Below are 18241 nucleotides of genomic sequence, written 5' to 3'. Positions count from 1 at the left end.
GGTGCTCCCTCTCGGTTCACGGTGTCATCCCTTCGATCTCCACCAGCAGGTCCGGGCGGCAGACGTCGACGGTGAACACCGCGATGTCGGCGCGCCGGGAGAACTCGTCGCGGCACAGCCGCGTCACGATCGGCACGTCCTCGGGGCGCTTGACGTAGACCTTGATCGCGCGCAGGTCCTCGAGGCGGTAGCCGCCGTCGATCCCGTGCCCGGTGAGGTTGTCCGCGCCGATGAGCGCGGCGATGTTGGCCAGCGTCACCTGGACCTGGCGCGCCACGTCGCCGGGCGCCACGGTGGCGTGGTCGAGGATGCTCGCGGTGCCGGACACGTACAGCGAGCCCCGGCCGCGCTCCGGCTTCAGGTACGTCGCCCGCGCGAAGCTCGGCGGCCTCGGCCCGTACTGCTCGGGGTACTCGTGCGCGGGCACCTGCAACGGGTTCTCCAGGTGCACGGCGGCGTGCGACCGGTGCGCCAGGAAGTAGAACGCGACGCCGTCGCCCAGCGAGCCGATGCCGGTCGACGCGGGCATGGCGTGCCCGGACCGGTCGAACGCCTTGCCGCGGCCGACGCAGAAGTCCCGGTACACCTCGGTCCCGCGCGCGCTGGGCCCGGTGATGCCGTCGAGCATGTTCCACATGCGGTACACGTTCGGGTAGCCCAGGTCCTCGACGACTTCGAAGGCGGCGACGTACGCCTGGCGCGTCGCCTCCTCGCAGTCCGCCGACGGCCCGATCCACCCGGCGCAGAACAGCACCTCGCCGTCGTGCGCGTAGAGCAGCCCCTTGTGCTCGCCGGTCCGGATCACGCCGCCCTCGGTGTGCCAGACCTCCACGACCTCGGGCCCACCCGGCCGCACCATGTGCAGCGGGAGGACCGGCAGGCCGTGCTCCCACCGCGGCGGACCGCCCGCGGTCGAGTGGCGGACGGCGCCCAACACGGTGTCGCCCGCCAGGACGGCGAAGTCCTCCGCCGTCCGGAACGTGCACGGCGGCGTCACGATGACATTGCCACGCAATGGTTCTCTCCCCTCAGAGTCGGACCGAACGCCACGCCGCGACCACGGCGAGCGCCTGTCCGGGATTGAGCCGGGGGTCGCAGAGGCTCTCGTACGAGCCGGTCGGGAAGTCGTCCCAACCGCACTCCGCGACCTGCTCCGGCGTGGTCTCCAGGTGCAGTCCGCCGGCCACCCCGCCGGCGGCGTGCGCGACCGCCCGGAACGCGGCGACCTCGCGGACGACCGTGTCGACCAGTCGTGTCTTGCGGCCGCCGGGACCGGTGACCGTGTTGCCGTGCAACGGGTCGCACAGCCAGATCACCGGGTGGCCGGCCGCGCGGACCGCGGCCACCAGCGGCGGCAGCAGCTCGGACACCGCGTCCGCGCCCATGCGGGCGATCAGCGTCAACCGCCCCGGCTCGCGCTCCGGGTCCAGCCGCTCGCACAGCGCCAGCAGCCCGTCGCGCCGCAGCCCGGGACCGACCTTGCAGGCCACCGGGTTCGCCACCGACGCCAGCAGCCGCACGTGCGCGCCGTCGACGTCCCGGGTGCGGTCGCCGATCCACGGCCAGTGCGTCGAGGTGAGCAGCGGGACGCCCTCCTCGTCCCGGCGCACCAGCGGCAGCTCGTAGTCGAGCACCAGCGCCTCGTGGCTGGTCCACGTCGACGGGTGGTGGCGCCGCAGCAGCTCCGTCGCCGTCCGCGCCGCGTGGTAGCCGGCGACCAGCCTGGCCGGGTCCGCCCGCCGGGCCCACCCGTCCGCCTGCGGTGCGTTGACCAGGTCGCCCCGGTACACCGGCAGCTCCACCCCGTCGACCACCTCGGTCGGCCGTGACCGCGGCTTGGCGAACTGCCCGGCCATCCGGCCGACCCGCAGCGCGGGCCGCCCGTCGCCGCCGAGGGCCCTGGCCAGCCGGTCGATCAGCGACGCCTTGGGCGTCACGTGGCGCGGACCGCACTCGGCGAACGGCTCCGCGCAGTCACCGGCCTGCACGACGAGCCGCCGACCGGCCGCCACCCCGGCCAGCTCCGCGCGCAGCGCCGCCACCTCGGCGGGCGTCACCAGCCCGGCCGAGGTGGCCAGCCGCGCCCGGAACGACCGCGCGCGGCGGTCCGGCCACGACGGCTGCTGGGCGGCGGGCAGCGATTTCCAGCGCGCCGTCTCCCATTCGGACAACACCCCGGTGTGGCTGCGCGGAACTGGCTCGGTGGTCACTCGCGACTCCGTTGATCTGGATCGGCTGCTGGTTTCAACGGCAATCATGCGGAAACGGGATGGACCATTTCGTCTGTCCCCGGGTGGATTCGCGGTGTGCGCTTTCCCGTGCTGCATCGCCCGATCGAGGTAAACCCGGTGGGGGACCGTCAAGCTCCGACGCAGGGGGGACGATAGTTCGGGGAGGGGGTGATCCCATTGTTCTCGGCGTGCCTGGAAATACCTGCCCGCCGAACACGGGAACGCGTGACCAGGGGAGGAAACAGTGTCCGGTTCCACCGTGCGCCCGGTCGAGCCGGGCGTGGCGCCCGCGGCCGCGGGCCGCGCCCTCCCGACACCGTGCCGGACCGCTTCGCCCGCGTGGCCCGCCCCGCCCACCGGCGCGCGGCCGGCGTGTGCGACCTGCCCGACGGACTCGGTCTGATGGACCTCGGGGGACGGCCACCGCGGTTGTCCCGCGACACGGCGGTCGACGTCGCCCTGGCCGCCGGGGCCACCGTGGTGGACGTCTTCCTGTTCTCCGACGTGAGCAACCGCCCGCCCGGGGGCCCGGTGCCGTGGTTGTTCGTCGCCCTGGTCGCGGTCGCCTTCGCGGCGCTGTCGGCGCGGCGAAGGCACCCGGTGCTGGTGTTCGGCATCGTCTGGGTGTGGGCGGTGCTCGTCACGCCGCTGAGCGAGCTGGAGTTCCAGCCCACCGCGATCCCGTCGCTGGCGCTGTTCGCCGTCGCCCTGCACCGGGAGGCGAAGGCGTCGGCCGGCGCGCTGCTCGCGTGCTCGGTGCTCGCCGTGCTGGCCGGGCTGTGGCAGGCCGCGTCCCGACCGCCCGAGGCGCGGATGGCCGCCACCTACGTCACGCTGGCGTTCTACCTGCTCGTGTACGGGTGCGTGTGGGCCGGCGGGCGGTGGGCGCGGCTGAGCCGGCAGCACGCCGGGGACCTCGAGTTCCGCCGCCGGGTGGAGGCGCACGAAGCGGTGCTGGGGGAGCGCACCCGCATCGCGCGCGAACTGCACGACATCGTGGCGCACTCGGTGACCGTGATGGTCCTGCAGGCGGCGGGCGCGCGGCGGGTGCTCGACAGCGACCCGGTCCGGGTCGGGCACGCGTTGGGCCACATCGAGGAGGCGGGCGAGCAGGCGATGGGCGAGCTGCGGCGGATGCTGACGGCGTTGCGGCTCAGCGACGACGACGAGTCGGGCGACGGGGTGACCGGCCGGCCGCAGCCCGGGCTGGCCGACGTCGAGCACCTGGTCGGCACGGTCGCCGCCGCCGGGGTGCGGGTGCACACGCGGGTGGAGGGCGAGCCGCGCCGGCTGGCCGCCAGCGTCGACCTCGCCGCGTACCGGGTGGTGCAGGAGGCGTTGACCAACGTGACCAAGCACGTCGGGCCGGGCGCGGAGGTGGACGTGCGGCTGCGGTGGGAGGCGGACGAGCTGACCGTGGAGGTCGCCGACGACGGCCGGGGCAGGCGGCCGGAGCAGGCCCTGTCCACCAACCACGGCCTAGCCGGGCTGGTGGAGCGGCTGGCGATCGTGGGCGGGCGGCTGACGGCCGAACCGGGGTGGGCCGGCGGGTTCCGGGTGACGGCCGTGCTGCCGGTCGCCGGTCCGGTGGCCGGCGAGCCCGTGCGGGAACACCGGTGATCCGGGTGGTGCTGGTGGACGACCAGCCGTTGGTGCGGGCGGGCCTGGCGATGCTGCTCGACGCCGAGCCGGACATCGAGGTGGTGGCCGAGGCCGACGAGGGCGAGGGCGCGGTGGCGCGCGCCGCGGAGCTGCACCCGGACGTGGTGCTGATGGACGTGCGGATGCCCGGCGTCGACGGCGTCGAGGCGACGCGGCGGATCATCGCCGCCGATCCGGCGGGTGGCGACCACGCCACCAAGATCATCATTCTGACGACCTACCACGTGGACGAAGCCGTGTACGCGGCGTTGCGGGCCGGCGCGACCGGGTTCCTGCTCAAGGACGCGGTGCCGCGCGAACTGGTCGACGCGGTGCGCACGGTGGCGTCCGGCGAGGCGTGGCTGGACCCCACCGTCGCGAAAGGACTGATCCGGGAGTTCGCCGCCCGGCCGCGCCACCAGCTGCCGACGTCGGCGGAGATGGGTGAGCTGACCGCGCGGGAGCGGGAGGTGCTGGTGCTCGTGGCCCACGGCTTGTCGAACCCGGAGATCGCCGCGCACCTCGTCGTCGGCGAGGCGACGGTGAAGACGCACCTGGGGCGGATCCTGATGAAGCTCGGGCTGCGTGACCGCGCCCAGGCGATCGCGGCGGCCTACCAGAGCGGGCTGGTCCTGCCGGGCAGCAGCCCGCCACCACCGGCCGGCCGACCGTCTTGATCGTTACGGTGGTTCGGATGGCGTCCGCGCGCGGTACCGTGCGGTGGTGCGCATTCGTCCGCGCAGGGCACCTCGCCGTGCCGAACCGACGAGCGTGATGCTCGATCCGGCAACGGCCGAACTCGTGCGGCTGGATGCGTTGCTGGAGGTCGTGGTGCAGGCCGTGGCGTTGCAGGACCGGGCGGAGGCCGTGATCGCCGACTGCGCGCAGCCCGGCGAGCCGTCGTGGGAGGTCGCGCGCAGCGGCCGGGTCGTCGCGGCCCAGTACAGCAGGCTGTCCGGCTGGGCGGCTGACCTCGTGTGGCAGACCGACCGTCCCCCGCCGCCGCAGCGGATCGTGGAGCTCCTGCGCTACCACCTCGTCATGCTGGACTGCGCCCTGCGGCTGGCGTTCCCCCGCTTCCGCACCGACCGCCTGGAGTCCCGCCGCCTCGCCATGACCGGCCTCGGCTCCCCGGCCCGCGAACTGCGCGACCTGGAATCCGCCCTCCGCCACCGCATCACCACCCTCTCCCCGTGAGTCGTACCTCCACGCCGCGAGAGTCCAACGTTCGCAACGCGTGAGTCCTACGTTCGGAACACCCGAGTTGAACACTCAGCACAGTCGATCTTGTGCTGAGTGTTCAACTCGGGGTGCCTGAACGTTGGACTCACGCGGCCTGAACGTTGGACTCTCGGGGTCAGAAGGTGGGGCGGCCGGCGGCGAAGGGGTAGAGGGGGTTGCCGTAGGTGGAGGGGACGGGGGCGCCCGAGTCGATCCGGGCCCGGATGTCGGCGCGTTCGGCGGCGGTGGCGCCCAGGTCGTACGGGAGGTCCCAGTGCTCGGTGGCGTCGGCCGGCGTGTCGGTGCCGCCGGGGCGCAGGACGTCGGTCAGGGCACGGGGCAGCTGCCACGGCAGCTTGCCGGTCGGCGTGTAGTCGCCGAACAGCAGCGACGCCAGGGCCGGACCCATCTCCTCACCGCCGCGGTAGGTCACGACGATCGCGCTCGCCAGGTCGTGCCACTCGGTGATCACGTAGGGGCGGGGCAGGACCAGCGCGACCACGACCGGGATGCCCTGCCGCTGGAAGTCCCGGATCAACGCCACCTGGTCCGGCGGCAGGTACGGCTGCTCCTTCGGCCAGCTCGTCGCGTGGGTGTACGACGTCTCGCCCACCGCGACGACCGCCAGCTTCGGCGACGGCCCGGTGTCCTTGAAGACGTTCACCCCCGCCTGCCCGGCACGTGCGCGGATCGCCTCCAGCATGGTCTGCGAGCCGTACTCCTGGTGGAAGTAGCTGGTCCAGATGCAGCACGCGGCCGTGTCGTCGGCACGGGGACCGGCCACCACGATGTTGTCGCCCCGGTTCAGCCGCACCGGCAGCACGCCGTTGGTGTTCTTCAACAACGTCATCGCCTCGCGTGACGCCTGGTTCGCCAACGCCGCGTACTCCGGCTTGTGGAACCGGTACGGCCCGTTCACCGGGTCGCCGTACGGGTTCTCGAAGATCCCGAGCTTGAACTTCAGCCGCAGCACCCGCCGCACCGCGTCGTCGATCCGCGCCGCCGGCACCGCCGAGGTGAACCCGCCGATGGTGAACCCGGGCGCACCGGGGTCCGCGCCGCCCATCACGTCGGAACCGGCGTTCGCCGCGCCCACCCACGAGCCCGACGGCAGCCAGTCGGTCGTGATCAGCCCGGTGTACCCGAGGTTCTGGCGCAGGTACGCGAGGATCTTCGCGCTGTCGCCCGCGCCCGGACCGCCGGGGTCGAGCAGCGAGCTGCCCGCGTAACCCGGCATGATGTTGACCGCGCCCGCCTCCATCGCGGCCCGGAACGGCGCCACGTGGTACTTGATCGTCACGGCGTCGTACACGATCAGCGCCTCACCGCCCGCGCCCTCGCCCGGCCAGTGCTTCACGGTCGCCAGTACGGACGCCGGGTTCAGCTCCGGCCCGCCCTGCAACCCGGCCACCAGCGCCCGCACCTGCGCCGCCGCGACCTCGGAGCTCTCGCCGTTGCCTTCCTGGATGCGCGGGTACAGCACCTTCGTGCCCACCTCGGCCAACGGCCCCAGCACACCGCGCGTGCCGACTTCCAGCTGCTCGCGCCGCTGCATGTCGCCGAGCTTGTAGTCCAGCGGGTAGTTCCGGGCCGCCGCCAACGCGCTCTGCAGCGGGTACGTCGTCTTGTATCCGGCGATGGTGTCGCCCGCCGACACGAACGGGATGCCGAGCCGCGTGCCGCTCGACCCCAGCAGCGCGGCGTGCAGGTCCTGCGCCTCCGCCGGCCCGAAGTGCCACCCCGAACGCGGGAACACCTGGGCGTTGTAGAACAGCTGGTACGCCTTCTCCTCGATCGTCATCCGACCGAGCAGGTCGTTCACCCGCGTCTCCACGGGCTGCCGCCAGTCCTCGTACGGTTCGATCGAGCCGTTCTTGTTCAGGTCGCGGCTGCCGTTGACCACCCGCACGCCGTCGTCCACGGAGGTCAGCGTCGGCACGTACACGCTGAACGTGCGGATGTTCGACGCGCCGGTGCCACCGGCGCCGTCCACCGCCACCACGAACCACCGGTACGTCCACCGGTCGGCGATGTCCCACGACGGGGTGTAACTCGTGCCCGTGGGTTCGGCGACCTTGGTGTAGAGGTCGATCAGGTTGCCCGATGCGGTGAAGTCGTAGTCCGTGCGGCTGACGTTGAGCCAGACCTGGTAGCGCACCGCGCCCGGCACGGCGGCCCAGGAGAACGCCGGACGCCGGGTGGAGGTGATCATCGCGTTGTCGGCGGGCGCGGACAGCGCGAACCGGCCCGTCGCCGCCGGCGCCTTGGTCGGCGGCGACAGCAACGGCGGGGTGGCGGCCGAGGTGTCCACGGTGCCGAAGACCTGGAACTCCCAGAGCGACACGCCGTAGCCGGTGGCGCGTGTGGCGGCGAACAACCGCAGGTAGCGGCCCGTGCCGCCGACGGCGAGCCGTTCCGTGCCGCCCGCGCCGGTGGTGGTCGCGTAGATCTGCGTCCAGTTCACCGCGTCGTTCGACAGTTCGAGCCGGTAGCCCTTCGCGTACGCGCCCTCCCAGTTCAGCACCACCTCGTCGACCGCGGCGACGCCGCCGAAGTCGACGCGCAGCCACTGGTTGTCGGCGAACTGGCTGGACCACCGGGTGTTGGCGCGGCCGTCGAGCGCGGCGGCGGGCGCGTTGCCGCCCTCCCACGTCGAGGCCGCGACCTGCTTGTACTCGGAGATCGGCCGGCCGGTGGTGGCGCCGCCGGTCGTGCCGTAGACCTGGAACTCCCACAGCGAGTAGCCGTAGCCGGTGGCCCTGGCCGTGCCGTACAGCCGCACGTGCCGGCCGGAGCCGGTGACCGGGATGCTCTGCGTGCCGCCGGTGGCGTTGACGGCGGTGTGGACGGTGCTCCACGTGACGCCGTCGGCCGAGGTCTGGAGCTGGAACGCGGTGGCGTAGGCGGCCTCCCAGGTCAGCACCACGCGGTCCAACGTCGCGGTGGCGCCCAGGTCGACGCTCAACCACTGCGGGTCGGCGAACGCGCTCGACCAGCGGGTGCCCGCGTTGCCGTCGGTGGCGGCGGACGCGGCGGTGCCCGCGTTCTCGGCGGACGAGGCGGTGGTCGGTTTGCCCTGGGAGAGCAGGACGCCGGCGGCGCTCGCCTCGACCGAGGCGACGAGCTGCCCGGCGACCAGGGCGGCGAGGACGGCGAGCAGGGGCAGGACCCGGCGGCGGCGCCGGGCGGGGGCTTCGGGCATGGCGACTCCAGGCAGGGGTGACCCGCGGCCGGTGTGCCGCCGGCCGCGGATCGTCGACAAACTCTCGGAGAGCGCTCTCCCACAGCGAACTTCACCGCCGTGCCGCCGTCAAGGGAGCGGGCGACCGGATCTGACGTGCCCGGTGGCCCGGTTCCGGTCGGGTCCGGGAGCGGCGCATAGGATCGCCCGGTGACGATCACGATTCCCGGTTTCGGCGAACTGACCCCGGTGGACCACACCCCCGAAGGTGTGGCGTGCTGGAACGCGACCGCCGCCGGGACGTCGGTGAGCGTGCTGGTGGAGGAACCGGCCACCACCGACGACCTCGACCTGCCGTTCATCGGCTCGGTCCTGCACGACCGCGAACGGCTGCTCGCCGCCGCCCGGGAAGCCGTGGCCGACCACCTGCGCGACCACCCGGGCTACGAGCCGGACGCCGTGGCCGACCCGGAGTTCACCTTCCACCCCGGCCGGGACTGGCTGGTCCGGTTCGCCGAGTGCCGCGTGCCCGGCTTCACCGAGCTGGGCCTGGTGGTGGTGTTCAACGGCGATGACGTGGTCGGCGTGGACGACCTCGCCGACGTCGACCTCGCGGACGAGACCGACGAGGCCCACGGCACGGACCACTGACGGCCGCTGACGGGGCCGGGTCTCGGTGCCGCGGCCGGGACCGGCGGGCCGCCGCGGGCCTTCGGCGCGGGTGGGCGCCGGCGCGTGCGACGCGTTGCCAGGTGGCGACGACTGTGCTGTGATCGGTGCGCCACCGGTGGAAAGCGTTTTCCGCGAAAGGGAGAACCGATGCGCGCACTGCTCCTGGCGAGCCTCCTGATCCTCGGCGCCGCCCAGGCCGCACCCGCCCAAGCCGCACCCGCCCAAGCCGCACCGGCCCAAGCGGCACCGGCCCAAGCCGCACCCGCCCAAGCGGCACCGGCCCAGGCCTCGACCGTCCAGGCGGCGATGGACTACTGGCAGTACATGGCCACCTTCGCGACGGAGGAGGAGTGCGAGGCCGAGGGCGCGAAGATCCCGGAGGGCGTCGACTACTACGCCTGCTGGCCGAGCAAGGGCGCCTGGGACTTCTACTGGGTCTTCCTGACCTGATCGGTGTGCACGAACCGGTCGGGGCGCAGCACGACGACGTCGGTGCGGTGACGGGCGAACCAGGCGGTCAGCTCGCCGGTGACGTCCACCAGGTCGTCCTCGGTGCGGGGTCGGCCCTCGGCGACCACCCGGAGGAACCGCGCGCGCGGCCCCGACCAGTCCCGTGCCGTGCTCCCGTCCACCCCCGGCCCGAGGACCGCGAAGTCGGGGCCGAGCACGTCGTCGAGCAGCCGCCTGACCCCGCCGACGACCACCTCGGGCTGGGGGAACATGACGCGCCCGTCCGGCAGCGCGGGCAGCGGCTTGAACTCGAAGTGGCGCACCAGGCGGCGCACGCGCGGCACGGTCTGCACGGCGCGCAGCACCACGTCCCGCAGGAAGGCGGCGAACCTGTCGCGCACCAGGAACACCCGGCCGAGCCGGACGCTGGTGAGCGCCATCGCCTCGGTGTGCGGGCGGCGTTCGGCCTCGTAGCTGTCCAGCAGCGACCCGGGAGCGTCCGACTCCAGGGCCAGGGCGAGCTTCCAGGTGAGGTTGGCCGCGTCGCGCAGCCCGCTGCACAGGCCCTGTCCGAGGAACGGCGGCATCTGGTGGGCGGCGTCGCCGAGCAGGAACACGCGCCGGTCGCGCCAGCGCTCGGCGACCAGGTGGTGGAACGTGTAGACGATCGCCCGCGTGACGGTGAAGCGGTCCGGGTCCACGTAGGGCGCGACGAGCCGGGCGACCGCACCGGGATCGGTCATGTCGGCCGGGTCCTCGTCCGGGCGCAGCATGAACTCCAGCCGGTAGGTGTCGAACGCGCCGGGGGAGACGAACGCGGGCCGCCGCCAGTCGCACACGAACGTCGTGGTGGGCACGCGCACCGCGCCGGGGGCGACGTCGCCGGAGACGGCCAGCCACGGCTCGGCGTAGGACGTGCCGGTGAGCGCGATCCCGGCCGCGACCCGGGTGGTGCTGCGGGCCCCGTCGCACCCCAGCACGTACTTCGCCCGCACCTCGGTCTCCTCGTCGGTGGCCAGGTCGCGCAGGGTGACGGTGGCGGCCTCCTCGTCCTGGGTGAGCCGCATCAGCTCGACCCCGGTGCGCAGCGTGACGTGCGGGAACCGGTCGAACCCCGCGCGCAGGGCCGCTTCCAGGCGCGGCTGGTCGAAGAAGTGCAGGGGACGGTGGCCGAGGCCGAAGTCGACCTCGTCCAGGGCGATGGTGGCGAACGCCCGGCCCTTGGCGTTGACGTACTCGGCCCGGCGCGGCTGGTGCATGTCCCCGGCGACCTCGGTCAGCAGACCGGCCTGCTGGTAGATCCGCAGCGCCTCGTCGTCGCAGGAGAACGCGCGTGGCTGCCGGTGGGGCGCGGTGTCGCGTTCGACGACCAGGGTCCGCACGCCCCTGGCGCCGAGCAGGTTGGCGGTGAGCGCCCCGACCGGCCCGCAACCGACCACTACGACGTCGAACTCCATGCGTCCTCCTCCGGTGTCTGGTCACATGCCAGCGGAGAGCTGTTGGAGTTCTGTTGGATCAGCGTGGGAAGCGGGCCCGCACCAGGTCGGCGCCTTGCGCCTCGGCCAGGCGCGCGCCGGCCGCCAGGTCGGCCGGGTCGCCGGTGGCGAGGCCGCGCACGCGGTGCAGCTCGGCGGCGAAGACCCGTTCGCCGACCTCCTCGGCGAGGGCGAGACCTTCGTCGGCCAACGCCGCCGCGTCGGCGTGGTGCCCGGTCACCAGGTACGCGTCCGCCATCGCGCCGAGGCTGATCGTGCGGGTCGCGCGCAGGCCGAGCCGGTGGACGCCCTCCCGGGCCGCCCGCATGGCGGTGAGGCGGCTGTCGTCGCCACCGCGCACGGCGGCCCACTCGGCGTAGAAGTCGCCGGTCGTGACGAAGTGCGGCATGTGCTGGCGCCTGCCGATCTCGCGGCAGCGGCGGGCGGCGGCGAGCGCGGCGGCGACGTCGTGCTCCTGCACGGCGGTCCACGCGGCGAACAGCGTGGCGTTGGCCCGCCCGTACGGGTCGTCGGCGCGTTCGGCGAGGGCGTGCGCGGCGGCGAGGTCCGACCGGGCCGCCGCCGCGTCACCGAGCAGGGAGCGCACCAGGGCGCGGAAGTCGTAGGTCGCGAGCGTCGGGGTGCGGCCGGCCCGCCCGACCAGTTCCCGGGGGTCCAGCTCCCGCAACCGGTCGATGGCGGCGGTGAGGTGGCGGTCGGCCTCCACCAGGCGGCCGGTGAAGTAGCCGACCACGCCGAGCAGGTAGTGGCCCGCGGCGCCGATCACGCCGTCGTCGGACGCGAGGCGGCCGGCGAGGTCGGCGGCGATGGCGAACTCGGCGCGGTTGCAGGCCAGCTCGCCGAGCGTCCACAGGGCGTGTCGCACGTCGGCGCCCGGGTCGACGCGGGCGAGCAGCTCGCGGGCGCGGGCGGCGGCCAGGTCGACCGCGTCGCTGCCGATGCCGACGGTGATCTGGAGCAACGACGTGCGGTGCAGCTGCACGGCCAGCTCCCGCTCGGGGGCGGTGAGCAGGGCGGCGGCCCGGTCGAGGTGCGCCAGGGCGTCCTCGTAGGCGAGGCGTCGGGTGGCGTCGTCGGCGGCTTCGAGGGTCCAGCGCAGGTGCTCGTCCTCCCGGCCGCGCGCCCGGCCGTAGTGGTGGGCCAGCTCGGCGGGGGTGAGGACGTGCCGTCCGACGTCCGCGAGCCGGGCGTGCAGGTCGGCCCGGCGGGTCGGGGCGAGGTCGGCGTAGGCGGCCTCGGCGAACAGCGGGTGCCGGAAGCGCACCACCCCGGCGCCGGGCTCGGCGACCAGGTGGGCGACGTGCGGGGTGAGGCGGACCTCGGCGGCCGTGGCGGCTTCGAGCAGGTCGACGTCCAGGTCCCGGCCGGCGACGCTCAGCACGTCGAGCCAGTCGCGGGTGCGGTCGTCCAGGGCGTGCAGCCGGCGGCGGACGGTGTCGCGCACGCTCGGCGGCGGCGCGCCGGTCGGCTCGGCGGAGGTGAGCAGCTCGGTGATGAAGAACGGGTTGCCGCCGGTGCGGGTGAGGAGGTCTCGCACCAGGTCGGCCGGTGCGGGTGCGCCGGTGTGCCCCCGGACGAGGTCGGCGACCGCGTCGGCGTCCAGGCCGGCCGGGCGGAGCTGTCGGCAGCCGGGGCTGCGGGCCAGGTCGGCGAGCGCGGCGACCAGGGCGGGGTCGTGCTCGTAGGGGCGCAGGGTCGCGACGACCAGCGCGCGGGACGTGCGCACGGTGGTGGCCAGGTAGCGCAGCAGGAGCAGGGAGTCGGCGTCGGCGGCGTGCAGGTCGTCCAGCACCAGGACGAGGCCGCGGTCGCGGGCGGTCGCGTGCACGAGTGCCGAGACCGCGTCGTACGTGCGGAACCGGGCGGTGGGGTCGATGTCGGCACCGGTCGCCGGGCCCGTGCCGAAGCCCGCCAGCGCCGGGTCCGCCCCCGCGTCGCCCGCCGGCGCCAGGGCGCGCACGACCTGGGTCCAGAGCCAGAACGGCGGCGCTTGACCGAGGTCGGGGCAGCGGCCCCACGCGACCGGGACGCCGGCGTCGGCGGCGCGGCGGGCGAGGGCGTCGGCCAGGGTGGTCTTGCCGATGCCCGCTTCGCCGACGATCGCCGCGAACCGGCCCCCGTCGCGGCCCGACGCCGCGAGGAGGTCGGTGAGCAGGGACAGCTCGGCGGTGCGGCCGACCAAGGTGGCGTGCGGGCCGCCCGCGCCGCGGCCGGGACCAGTGGTGCGACCGGGGCCGCGTGTGCGCGTGGCCGCACCCGCCTTCCCGCCCACCGGTGGCACGGTGTGGGCCAGGACCCGGCGGTGCAGGTCGCGCAGCGCTTCGCCCGGCTCCACGCCGTGCTCGTCGGCCAGGAGGCGGCGGCCCTCGTCGTAGACCGCCAGCGCGTCGGTCTGCCGGCCCGCCCGGTAGAGCGCGAGCATCAGCTGCGCACGGGCGTTCTCCCGCTCCGGGTGCGCGGCCACGAACTGGCGCAGGTCGGGCAGCACGGCCTGGTGCCGGCCGGCGGCGACGGCGGCGGTGAAGCGGCCTTCGCCCGCCTCGGCACGCGCCTCGGAGAGGCGGGCCGCGTCCGGTCGGACGGCGGCGAGGTCGGTGGCCAACCCGCCGCGCCAGAGGGCGAGCGCGTCGGCGAAGTGGCGTTCGGCCGCTTCCCACTCGCCGTCGGCCAGCGCCCGCGCGCCGTGCCCGGCGAGCGCGGTGAAGCGGACGGCGTCCACGGTGTCCGGTGGCGCGCTCAGCTCGTAGCCGCCGGTGTGGCCGCGCAACAGCTCGGCGGGCGCGCGACGTCCCCGTTCCGGTTCCAGCGCACGGCGCAGCACGGCCACGTAGGAGCGGAGGGTGATGTGCGCGCCGGCCGGCGGCCGCCCGTCCCACAGCGCGTCGACCAGCCACTCGGCGCTGACGACCCGGTTGGCGCGCAGCACCAGCAGCGTCAGCAGGTCGCGCTGCCGGGGCCCGCCCAGCGCCAGCGGCTCGCCGTCGCGCTCCACCCGCAACGGCCCCAGGACCCCGAACCGCACGGCGCCGAACACCAGCAGAGGGTAACCGCGACGGGACAGCCGTTCGGGCGGGCACGACAATGTGGACATGACGACTCCTCAGGTCGCCCGGCCCTCGATCCTCACCGTGGACGACGACCCGGGCGTGTCCCGGTCCGTGGCGCGCGACCTGCGCCGCAAGTACGGCCGGGACTACCGGATCGTGCGGGCCGAGTCCGGGGCCCAGGCGCTCGACGCGGTGCGCGAGATCAAGCTGCGCGGGGAGGAGGTGGCCGTGCTGCTGGCCGACTACCGGATGCCCGGGATGAGCGGCATCGAGTTCCTGGAGGCCGCGATGGACCTCTTCCCCGCGGCCCGGCGGGTGCTGCTGACCGCCTACGCCGACACCGACGCGGCCATCCGCGCGATCAACGTCGTCGACCTCGACCACTACCTGCTCAAACCGTGGGACCCGCCGGAGGAGAAGCTGTACCCGGTGCTGGACGACCTGCTCGGCGCGTGGCAGGCGGCCGACCGCCGCCCGGCCCGGCAGGTCCGGGTGATCGGGCACCGGTGGTCCTCGCGGTCCTACGAGGTGCGCGACTTCCTCGCCCGCAACTCCGTCCCGTTCCGCTGGCACGCGCTGGACGACGGCGACACCGAAGCCGGGAGGCTGCTCACCGCGTGCGGCGAGGACGGCGTGCGGCTGCCCGTGGTCATCACCGCGGCCGGTGAGACGCTGGTCGAGCCGTCGGACGCCGAGCTGGCCGACCGGGTCGGCCTGACCACGCGGCCCTCCGCCGACTTCTACGACCTGATCGTGGTCGGCGGCGGTCCGGCCGGGCTGGGCGCGGCCGTCTACGGCGGTTCGGAAGGGCTGCGCACGGTGCTGGTCGAGCGGCGCGCCACCGGCGGTCAGGCGGGCACCAGCAGCCGGATCGAGAACTACCTCGGCTTCCCCGACGGGGTGTCCGGCGAGCAGCTCACCGACCGCGCCCGCCGGCAGGCGCTGAAGTTCGACGTCGAGGTGCTGACCGCGTGCGACGTGGTGGGCCTGGAGGCGCGCGGCTCGGCCCGCGTGGTCCGGCTGGACGACGGCACCGAACTGGCCGCGCACACCGTCATCCTCGCCACCGGCGTGTCCTACCGGGTGCTCGACGCGCCCGGTCTCGGCGCGCTGACCGGCCGTGGCGTGTTCTACGGCGCGGCCACCACCGAGGGGCCGAGCTGCGCGGGCCAGGACGTCTACCTCGTCGGCGGCGCGAACTCGGCGGGCCAGGCGGCGCTCTACTTCGCCGCGCACGCCCGCCGGGTGGTGCTGGTCGTGCGCGGCGACTCGTTGGCCCGGTCCATGTCGCACTACCTGGTCGAGCAGCTCGCCCGGGTCGACAACGTCGAGGTGCGCACGTGCACCGAGGTCGTCGGCGGCACGGGGGAGGAGCACCTGGAGTCGGTGACGCTGCGGCACACCAAGACCGGCGAGACGACGACCGCGCCCGCGTCGTGGCTGTTCGCGTTCATCGGCGCCGCGCCGCACACCGACTGGCTCGCGGGCACACTGGCCCGTGACGAGCGCGGGTTCGTGCTCTCCGGACCGGACCTGGTGACCGACGGGCGGCTGCCCGAGGGCTGGGACCTCGACCGGCCGCCCTACCACCTGGAGACCAGCCTGCCGGGCGTGTTCGTCGCCGGCGACGTGCGGGCGGACTCGGTGAAGCGGGTCGCGTCGGCCGTCGGCGACGGCGCGATGGCCGTGTCGCTGGTGCACCGCTACCTGGAGAGGTCGTGATGGAGAACCTGACGGTCGACGACCTGCGCGGCCTGTTCCTGTTCGAGCACCTGTCGGAGGACCAGCTTGCGTGGCTCGTCGCGCACGGCCAGGTGGAGACGCACCCGGCGGGCGCCCAGGTGCTGCGCGAGGGCCAGGCGGCGACGTGCTTCTTCGTGCTGCTGGACGGCGCGGTGGCGCTCAGCCGCGTCATCGGCGGGCAGCGCGTGGAGACCAACCGCACCGACCACCGCGGCGCGTACTTCGGGGCCACCCAGGCGTACCTGGGCTCCGACGTGGAGGCGAAGACCGTCTACCAGATGACCGCCGACGCGGTGACCGACGTGCGGCTCTACCAGCTGCCCGCGCACGACTTCGGCGCGATGTTCCGCTCGTGGTTCCCGATGGCCATGCACCTGCTGGAAGGCCTGTTCTTCGGCATGCGCAACACCGAGCGGATCGTCAGCCAGCGGGAACGGCTGCTCGCGCTCGGGTCGCTGTCGGCCGGGCTGACCCACGAGCTGAACAACCCGGCCGCGGCGGCGGTGCGGGCCACCGGCGCGTTGCGCGAACGGGTCGCCGGGATGCGGCACAAGCTGGCGCTGCTGGCGAGCGGCTCGATCGACCCGGCCACCCTGCCGGTGCTGGTGGAGCTGCAGGAGAGCGCGGTCGAGCAGGTGGCGAAGGCGCCGAAGCTCGGCCCGATGGAGACCGCCGACCTGGAGGACGAGGTCGCCGACTGGCTGGACGGGCACGGCGTGTCGGGTGGCTGGGACCTGGCGCCGGTGCTGGTCGCGGGCGGGCTGGACGTGCAGTGGCTGGACCGGGCGGCGGCGCTGTGCCCGCAGACCGCTACCGAGGCCGCCGTGCGCTGGCTGGCCTACACGGTGGAGACCGAGACGTTGATGAACGAGATCGAGGACGCCACCACCAGGGTGTCCGCGCTGGTGGGCGCGGCCAAGCAGTACTCGCAGGTCGACCGGGCGCCCTTCCAGGTGGTCGACGTGCACGAGCTGCTCGACTCCACGCTCGTCATGCTCGGCGGCAAGCTCGGCGACGGCGTGCGCGTGGTCAAGGACTACGACCGCTCGCTGCCGCCGCTGCCCGCCTACCCGGCCGAGCTCAACCAGGTGTGGACGAACCTGGTCGACAACGCGGTGGCCGCCATGGCGGGCGAGGGCACGCTGACCGTGCGCACCTACCGCGCCGGCGAGGACGTCGTGGTGGAGGTCGGCGACACCGGCTCGGGCATCCCGGACGCGGTGAAGAGGCGCATCTTCGAGCCGTTCTTCACCACCAAGGCGGTGGGCGAGGGCACGGGGCTGGGCCTGGACATCTCGTGGCGGATCGTGGTGGACCGCCACCACGGCGACATCCGGGTGGAGTCCGAGCCCGGCGACACCCGCTTCCGCGTCCACCTGCCGGTGACGGCGCCGGCCACCGGGAACGGCGCCGAGGACTAGCTGTTCTGTCCGGGGAGGTTGTGAACGGTCCGACACGTAGTCGGATGATGTTGGAATGAGGGAGGGCCTCCGGGTTCGGTGTGGATTGCGACGTCTACACCTGACCGACGGAGGCCCTCGTGACCCACGCTAACGCACCGCTGACTCCGGCGGGCAGGCTGCGCCTGGCCCGGTGTGTCGTGGAGGACCGGTGGCCGTTGCGGCGGGCCGCGGAGCGGTTCCAGGTGTCGGTGTCCACCGCGAAACGCTGGACGGACCGCTACCGCGACCAGGGTGGTGCGGGCATGGTCGACCGGTCCTCGCGTCCGCGTACGAGTCCGCGCCGCACTCCGACCCGGACCGAGCGGCGGATCGTCAAGGTGCGGGTGCTGCGCCGGTGGGGCCCGGCCCGGATCGCCTCACATCTGGGCCTGGTGTGCTCGACGGTGCACCGGGTGCTGGTCCGCTACCGGTTGGCGCGGCTGTCACACCTGGACCGGGCCACCGGTCGCGCGGTGCGGCGCTACGAACACGCCGCGCCCGGCGACCTGGTCCACGTGGACATCAAGAAGCTCGGCAACATCCCCGACGGCGGCGGCCACAGGGTGCACGGCCGGCACGCGGGTCGGCGCAACAGCTCCGCACATCGCGATCCCGACCGGCCCCGCACGACCCACCGCCATCCCAACCTGGGCTACTCCTACCTGCACAACGCCGTGGACGACCACAGCAGGCTCGCCTACACCGAGATCCTGCCCGACGAGACCAAGGGCACCGCGACCGCGTTCTGGACCAGGGCACAGGCGTTCTTCGCCGCCCACGGCATCACGGTCAAGCGGGTGCTGACCGACAACGGGTCCTGCTACCGCTCACGCCTGTGGCACGACACCCTCACCGGCGCCGGGATCACGCACAAACGCACCCGCCCCTACCGGCCCCAGACCAACGGCAAGGTCGAACGCTTCAACCGCACCCTGCTCGACGAATGGGCCTACGCCCACGCATACCGCTCCGAGACCGAGCGTCGCGAGACGCTGCCGCGGTGGCCGCACACCTACAATCACCACCGCGGCCACACCGCACTCGCAGGCCAGCCACCCGCCAGCCGCGTCCCCAACCTCACGGGACAGAACAACTAGCGGGCCCGGGTCGTGTCCCG

At 73.9% G+C, this 18241-nt stretch carries 13 protein-coding genes; 8 read left to right on the top strand and 5 right to left on the bottom strand.

Annotated elements, in window-relative coordinates; translation table 11 throughout:
• Nucleotides 1-16 precede the first annotated feature (16 nt).
• Both IOD16_RS19665 and IOD16_RS19660 read right to left on the bottom strand, forming a co-directional pair.
• On the bottom strand, nt 17-1015 hold the full coding sequence (locus IOD16_RS19665) for an FkbO/Hyg5 family chorismatase (protein ID WP_201435587.1): 999 nt from the start codon (nt 1013-1015) through the stop codon (nt 17-19).
• Between the two features lie 13 nt (nt 1016-1028).
• Nucleotides 1029-2210, bottom strand: coding sequence for a 3-deoxy-7-phosphoheptulonate synthase (locus IOD16_RS19660; protein ID WP_328809347.1), 1182 nt, complete (start codon nt 2208-2210; stop codon nt 1029-1031).
• Between the two features lie 339 nt (nt 2211-2549).
• Between IOD16_RS19660 and IOD16_RS19655 the strand changes: the two genes are divergently transcribed.
• The 3 genes from IOD16_RS19655 to IOD16_RS19645 all read left to right on the top strand — a co-directional run bounded on the left by IOD16_RS19655 (nt 2550) and on the right by IOD16_RS19645 (nt 5069).
• A complete protein-coding gene (locus tag IOD16_RS19655; RefSeq protein ID WP_201435585.1) occupies nt 2550-3851 on the top strand; it encodes a sensor histidine kinase in 1302 nt (433 codons plus the stop codon).
• Entirely contained in the window at nt 3848-4549 is a 702-nt protein-coding gene (locus IOD16_RS19650) for a response regulator (protein ID WP_201435584.1), read from the top strand. Before IOD16_RS19655 ends, IOD16_RS19650 begins: the two co-directional genes overlap by 4 nt.
• A 97-nt stretch (nt 4550-4646) precedes the next feature.
• Nucleotides 4647-5069, top strand: a complete 423-nt coding sequence (locus IOD16_RS19645) for a hypothetical protein (protein ID WP_201435583.1) — start codon at nt 4647-4649, stop codon at nt 5067-5069.
• 160 nt (nt 5070-5229) lie between these two features.
• Here IOD16_RS19645 and IOD16_RS19640 read toward each other — a convergent pair whose 3' ends face one another.
• A complete protein-coding gene (locus IOD16_RS19640; protein WP_201435582.1) occupies nt 5230-8295 on the bottom strand; it encodes a discoidin domain-containing protein in 3066 nt (1021 codons plus the stop codon).
• Between the two features lie 189 nt (nt 8296-8484).
• Here IOD16_RS19640 and IOD16_RS19635 point away from each other — a divergent pair, with 189 nt between their 5' ends.
• Complete coding sequence (locus IOD16_RS19635; RefSeq protein WP_201435581.1) at nt 8485-8925, top strand: hypothetical protein; 441 nt, start codon at nt 8485-8487, stop codon at nt 8923-8925.
• Nucleotides 8926-9093: 168 nt separating this feature from the next.
• The gene (locus tag IOD16_RS19630) at nt 9094-9396 is read left to right on the top strand and encodes a hypothetical protein (RefSeq protein ID WP_201435580.1); all 303 of its coding nucleotides are present in this window, start codon (nt 9094-9096) and stop codon (nt 9394-9396) included.
• On the opposite strand, the gene IOD16_RS19625 is transcribed toward IOD16_RS19630, so the two are convergent.
• Both IOD16_RS19625 and IOD16_RS19620 read right to left on the bottom strand, forming a co-directional pair.
• Nucleotides 9375-10853 (bottom strand): bifunctional 3-(3-hydroxy-phenyl)propionate/3-hydroxycinnamic acid hydroxylase, encoded by a 1479-nt coding sequence (locus IOD16_RS19625; protein ID WP_201435579.1) that lies wholly within the window; start codon nt 10851-10853, stop codon nt 9375-9377. The two genes, IOD16_RS19630 and IOD16_RS19625, sit on opposite strands and share 22 nt — an antisense overlap.
• 58 nt (nt 10854-10911) lie before the next feature.
• Complete coding sequence (locus IOD16_RS19620; protein WP_201435578.1) at nt 10912-13983, bottom strand: BTAD domain-containing putative transcriptional regulator; 3072 nt, start codon at nt 13981-13983, stop codon at nt 10912-10914.
• On the opposite strand from IOD16_RS19620, the gene IOD16_RS19615 reads away from it, so the two are divergent.
• From IOD16_RS19615 to IOD16_RS19605, 3 genes are all read left to right on the top strand, one after another.
• Nucleotides 13982-15661: an FAD-dependent oxidoreductase gene (locus tag IOD16_RS19615; RefSeq protein ID WP_201435577.1), complete on the top strand. Its 1680-nt coding sequence runs from the start codon at nt 13982-13984 to the stop codon at nt 15659-15661. The two genes, IOD16_RS19620 and IOD16_RS19615, sit on opposite strands and share 2 nt — an antisense overlap.
• Nucleotides 15661-17103 carry an ATP-binding protein gene (locus IOD16_RS19610; protein ID WP_201441456.1) on the top strand — a complete coding sequence of 481 codons (1443 nt, stop codon included), beginning with the start codon at nt 15661-15663 and terminating at the stop codon, nt 17101-17103. The genes IOD16_RS19615 and IOD16_RS19610 overlap by 1 nt, the downstream gene beginning before the upstream one ends.
• A 119-nt stretch (nt 17104-17222) precedes the next feature.
• Nucleotides 17223-18221, top strand: a complete 999-nt coding sequence (locus tag IOD16_RS19605) for an IS481 family transposase (protein ID WP_201435576.1) — start codon at nt 17223-17225, stop codon at nt 18219-18221.
• The last annotated feature ends 20 nt before the right edge of the window (nt 18222-18241 follow it).

Origin of the sequence: Saccharothrix sp. 6-C (assembly GCF_016695385.1) — a bacterium.
In the GTDB taxonomy this organism is placed as follows: Bacteria; Actinomycetota; Actinomycetes; order Mycobacteriales; family Pseudonocardiaceae; genus Actinosynnema; species Actinosynnema texasense.
This window is presented reverse-complemented; position numbering and strand designations above follow the sequence as displayed.

Bases quoted from the DNA above. Each gene is read 5' to 3' on its own strand.
- IOD16_RS19615 (WP_201435577.1), top strand. From the start codon at position 13,982: ATGACGACTCCTCAGGTCGCCCGGCCCTCGATCCTCACCGTGGACGAC.
- IOD16_RS19630 (WP_201435580.1), top strand. From the start codon at position 9,094: ATGCGCGCACTGCTCCTGGCGAGCCTCCTGATCCTCGGCGCCGCCCAG.
- IOD16_RS19640 (WP_201435582.1), bottom strand. From the start codon at position 8,295: ATGCCCGAAGCCCCCGCCCGGCGCCGCCGCCGGGTCCTGCCCCTGCTC.
- IOD16_RS19625 (WP_201435579.1), bottom strand. From the start codon at position 10,853: ATGGAGTTCGACGTCGTAGTGGTCGGTTGCGGGCCGGTCGGGGCGCTC.
- IOD16_RS19620 (WP_201435578.1), bottom strand. From the start codon at position 13,983: ATGTCCACATTGTCGTGCCCGCCCGAACGGCTGTCCCGTCGCGGTTAC.
- IOD16_RS19645 (WP_201435583.1), top strand. From the start codon at position 4,647: ATGCTCGATCCGGCAACGGCCGAACTCGTGCGGCTGGATGCGTTGCTG.
- IOD16_RS19610 (WP_201441456.1), top strand. From the start codon at position 15,661: ATGGAGAACCTGACGGTCGACGACCTGCGCGGCCTGTTCCTGTTCGAG.